Source organism: Mycobacterium sp. (genome assembly GCF_052144515.1).
Lineage (GTDB): Bacteria > Actinomycetota > Actinomycetes > Mycobacteriales > Mycobacteriaceae > Mycobacterium.
This window is the reverse complement of sequence record NZ_JBKQQD010000084.1, coordinates 1-3,642: the sequence shown is the minus strand read 5'-3', so window position 1 is coordinate 3,642 and position 3,642 is coordinate 1. Positions and strand designations below refer to the sequence as shown.

5 protein-coding genes and 2 pseudogenes are annotated in these 3,642 nt (G+C 63.8%); 4 read left to right on the top strand and 3 right to left on the bottom strand.

Annotation, left to right across the window (positions count from 1 at the left end; all coding sequences use genetic code 11):
* The 3 genes and pseudogenes from ACLP9N_RS04455 to ACLP9N_RS04445 form a co-directional block, all read left to right on the top strand.
* Positions 1-588 (top strand): 2-oxo acid dehydrogenase subunit E2 (locus ACLP9N_RS04455; protein ID WP_442406253.1); only part of this gene is annotated, 588 nt, incomplete at its 5' end.
* 40 nt (positions 589-628) lie between these two features.
* The gene (locus tag ACLP9N_RS04450; protein WP_442406254.1) at positions 629-1,072 is read left to right on the top strand and encodes a hypothetical protein; all 444 of its coding nucleotides are present in this window, start codon (positions 629-631) and stop codon (positions 1,070-1,072) included.
* A pseudogene (locus ACLP9N_RS04445) lies at positions 960-1,613 on the top strand (amidohydrolase family protein); the annotation flags it as partial. The gene ACLP9N_RS04450 and the pseudogene ACLP9N_RS04445, both read left to right, overlap by 113 nt.
* Here the strand turns inward: ACLP9N_RS04445 and ACLP9N_RS04440 are convergent.
* From ACLP9N_RS04440 to ACLP9N_RS04430, 3 genes are all read right to left on the bottom strand, one after another.
* On the bottom strand, positions 1,592-2,002 hold the full coding sequence (locus tag ACLP9N_RS04440) for a MarR family winged helix-turn-helix transcriptional regulator (protein WP_442406252.1): 411 nt from the start codon (positions 2,000-2,002) through the stop codon (positions 1,592-1,594). The pseudogene ACLP9N_RS04445 and the gene ACLP9N_RS04440 overlap by 22 nt on opposite strands.
* A gap of 12 nt (positions 2,003-2,014) precedes the next feature.
* On the bottom strand, positions 2,015-2,146 hold the full coding sequence (locus ACLP9N_RS04435) for a hypothetical protein (protein WP_442406251.1): 132 nt from the start codon (positions 2,144-2,146) through the stop codon (positions 2,015-2,017).
* Between the two features lie 63 nt (positions 2,147-2,209).
* Positions 2,210-3,091 (bottom strand): LysR substrate-binding domain-containing protein, encoded by an 882-nt coding sequence (locus tag ACLP9N_RS04430; protein WP_442406250.1) that lies wholly within the window; start codon positions 3,089-3,091, stop codon positions 2,210-2,212.
* Between the two features lie 79 nt (positions 3,092-3,170).
* Here ACLP9N_RS04430 and ACLP9N_RS04425 point away from each other — a divergent pair.
* Positions 3,171-3,642 (top strand): annotated as a pseudogene (locus tag ACLP9N_RS04425) (acetyl-CoA C-acyltransferase); the annotation flags it as partial.

The window sequence follows — 3,642 nt, the reverse complement described above, 5'->3', positions numbered from 1 at the left end:
GGTCTTGTGCGCTCACTGCGGGCCGATCCACTATGGTCCGATGTCCGGGTGAATCCAATGCTATTCGTGGCGAAGGCGCTGTTGATTGCAGCCAGCCGGTACCCGGGCGTGAACGCACGGTGGGACGAAGCCAACCAAGAGATCGTCTACCATAACGACGTGAACCTGGGTATTGCCGCAGCCACGCCACGGGGTCTCGTGGTACCCAACATCAAGAATGCCGACGAGCTGACTTTGCCCGAATTGGCAGGTGCTTTAGCACAATTGGTCGACACGGCACGGGCAGGTAAGGCGACGCCCGCGGACATGTCCGGCGGCACCATCACCATCACCAACATCGGCGCTCTCGGCGTAGACGCCGGCACGCCAATCCTGAACGCGGGGGAAGCAGCGATCTTGGCCTTCGGCGCGGTGCGCCCGACTCCGTGGGTGCTCGACCAACAGATCGCGATCCGGCAGGTCACCCACTTGGCGTTGTCGTTCGATCATCGCCTCGTCGACGGAGAACTCGGATCCAACGTGCTGACCGCGATCGCTTCAGTCCTCACCAAACCCGTTCAGGCACTGTTAAACGCACCGAGCAAGTAGAAGTGCAAGCCGGGCCAGTGAATGAGTTGGCAAGAGTGCGTTGATCGTCATTTGGGAAGCCTTCCCCGAGGACATCGCCGCAGAAACTAACGCCTACCCCATGTCGGGGACTTGTGCGTTGCCCTCACCCAAGGAGCCTCCGATGGTCAGCAAGATCGCCCTGGAAGAACATTTCGGGGCCACCGACCCCAACATCGTCGAGCAATCCGCGGAGCACTTTCAGGCAGACGCGTGGCCGGCGCATCGCGACATGCTGCTCGACATCCATGAAGAACGAATCCGCATCATGGAAAGCTGTGAAATCGAAAAGACTGTGCTGTCTTTGCTCGCGCCGGGCATCCAGTCGCTCTACGAGTCGAAGCAGGCGGTCGATTTGGGCCCGACGGCTCAACGACTATGCAGCGCAACAGGTTGCGAAGCGACCCGATCGGTTCGCGTCTTTCGCCGCGCTCCCCATGCAGGAACCCGACGCCGCCGTGAGTGAACTTCGACGTGCGGTCACCGAACTCGGCCTGGTAGGCGCCCTGATCAACGGCTTCTCTCAGGTCGGGGATGACAACACAGTGGTCCGTCTCGATGACTCTCCTTACGCCGGGTTCTGGTCGATCGTCGCCGATCTGGAAGTCCCGATCTACCTGCACCCGCGGGACCCGCTGGCGGTTCGCAGCCCGCAGTATGACGGGCACCCGTGGCTATACGGATCGGCGTGGGCCTTCTCTGTCGAGACCGCGACCCACGCCCTGCGGCTGATGGGCAGCGGGCTCTTCGATGCCCACCCCGGGATCAACATCATCCTAGGGCATCTGGGCGAGCTGCTGCCCTTCAACATCTGGCGCACCGATCACCGCATCAACGTTGCCCCGCGCGGCATCACGGTCAAACGGTCGTTCGGCCACTACCTGCGCAACAACTTCTACCTGACCACCAGCGGCAACTTCCGAACTCCTGCTTTGCTCAACACCATTCAAGGACTGGGCGTCGACCGTCTCCTTTTCTCGACCGACTACCCGTTCGAAGACATGCGTGAGGCCTCCGAATGGTTCGACCGTCTGGAGATCAACGAGAACGACCGCGCGAGAATTGCCAGCACCAGCACGCACGCTGTTGCGCCTCTGACAGCCTTCGGAAGTTGGGAACCCCAAAAGGTCCGCCCGTAATCGGGTTCACTCAACTGGATAGCGTGCGACGGCACGGAATGCCTTCGTGTTCTCCGGTGACCCGCTCCGGACGTTGGCGACATGGCCGGGCGCCGCCGCATGAACGTAGCCCGGCCGACTTTTGTCAGGCGCGCGTTGTTGGCGCGCGCGTCCTCAGCACACGGAAAACGCTCCACAAGGTCCCGGTCCTCCAGACGCCGGACCACGTGGGACAGCCGAGGCTTGGTGGCGTTGGTCTGGGCCGCCAGGGCGGTCATCCGTAAAGTCCGCTACGGCGCCTGCGACAGCATGGCCAGGACGAAGTATTCGGAATCCATCGAAGTTGCGCCGCGCCGCATCTGAGCGTCCAGCGCACCGGGTCGCAGTTCCAGTACCGCCGCGAGGCGTACCCAGGCCGCCAACTCGGTCGGTTCCCGTGCGCCTTGGCTCGGAATCTTTGGCGAAGGGGAGCCGGGTGCCATCTCTTAGGCAGCCGCAACCGTCCGCAACGCCGACATCGCCCGCCTGATGAACGGCGAGTCACCTCGGTGGGCGGCAACCAAATCGACACCCAACCTGTCGGGCACGAGCGGGCGGTAGCAGGCGCCGGCGATGTCCAGCGCCGCCGTCGGGCCCGGCACCACCGCGACGCCGAGCCCCGCGGCGACCAACGTCACCAACGTCGAGGTTTCCTCGACTTCGTGCCGGATCCGCGGCGCAAAACCGGATTGCGTGCACAACGCTGAGAGCAGGGCGCTCATGACCGAACGACCGTTCCCTGCATGGGCGATGAACTCCTGAGCGCGCAGGTCGGTGATCTGCAGTTCGCCCCGGGCGGCCAATGGATGTTCTTCCGGTAGCGCGACCAGCAGTCGGTCCCGACGCAACGCCTCCACGTGCAGTCCGTAGTCTTCGACAGGCGGCCGCAGTAACGCCAGGTCGATCTCACCCGCCAGCAGTGCGCTGAGCTGAGCCGGCGCCAACATCTCCCCGCGCACACTGACATCCACTCCGGGTAGCGACTCACGCAGCGCGCGCACCAGCCGGGGTAGCAGTGAATATGTGGCTGAGCCCACGCAGCCGATCGCCAACTGTCCCTCGAGCCCCTCGGCGACGCGCTGCGCGTGCTGCGCGGCGTCATCGACTGCACCCAGGATCGCCACCGCGCGTTTGAGGTACGCGGTGCCAGCCGGGGTGAGTTCTACCTTGCGGGTGCTGCGAATTAGCAACGTGACGCCCAGCTCACGTTCGAGTTGCAGGACCTGCTGGGAAAGCGGCGGCTGGGCGATATGCAGGCGCTCGGCGGCCCGGCCGAAGTGCAGTTCCTCGGCGACCGCGCGGAAGTAACGCAGGTGACGCAACTCCACGAAATTAAGACTTTCCAAATATTAAACGGACGACAATAGGTATTTCAGAATATCGATTCGGCTGGCTAGCGTCGAGGGTGTGCCCGACGTTGTCATCTGCGCACCTCTGCATACACCGGTGGGACGCAGTGGTGGTGTGCTCGCTGCGCTGACCGCCGGTGAGCTTGCAACCACCGTGCTCACGGAACTCGTCGCCCGTACTGGCCTTGGCGAAGGCGACATCGACGACCTGCTTCTCGGTCAGGGCTACGCCAATGGTGAAGCACCGGCGCTGGGCCGGATCGCCGCGCTCGATGCGGGCTTGGGTACCAGTGTGCCCGGCTTGCAGATCGACCGCCGGAGTGGTTCTGGCCTGCAAGCGGTGCTCTACGCAGGCACCCAGGTCGCGACGGGCGGCGCCCGACTGGTTATCGCCGGCGGTGCGGAGTCCATGTCAGACGTCGAGCATTACGCGCTTGGTCTGCGAAACGGTGTGCGTCAAGGTGGTATCGCGCTGCTGGATCGACTCGACCGCGCGCGCGAAACCGCTGGCGGATCCTCTCATCCGATAC

Excerpts from the sequence above, each read along its gene's own strand:
- ACLP9N_RS04440 (WP_442406252.1), bottom strand. The coding sequence starts at position 2,002 with ATGACCGCCCTGGCGGCCCAGACCAACGCCACCAAGCCTCGGCTGTCC.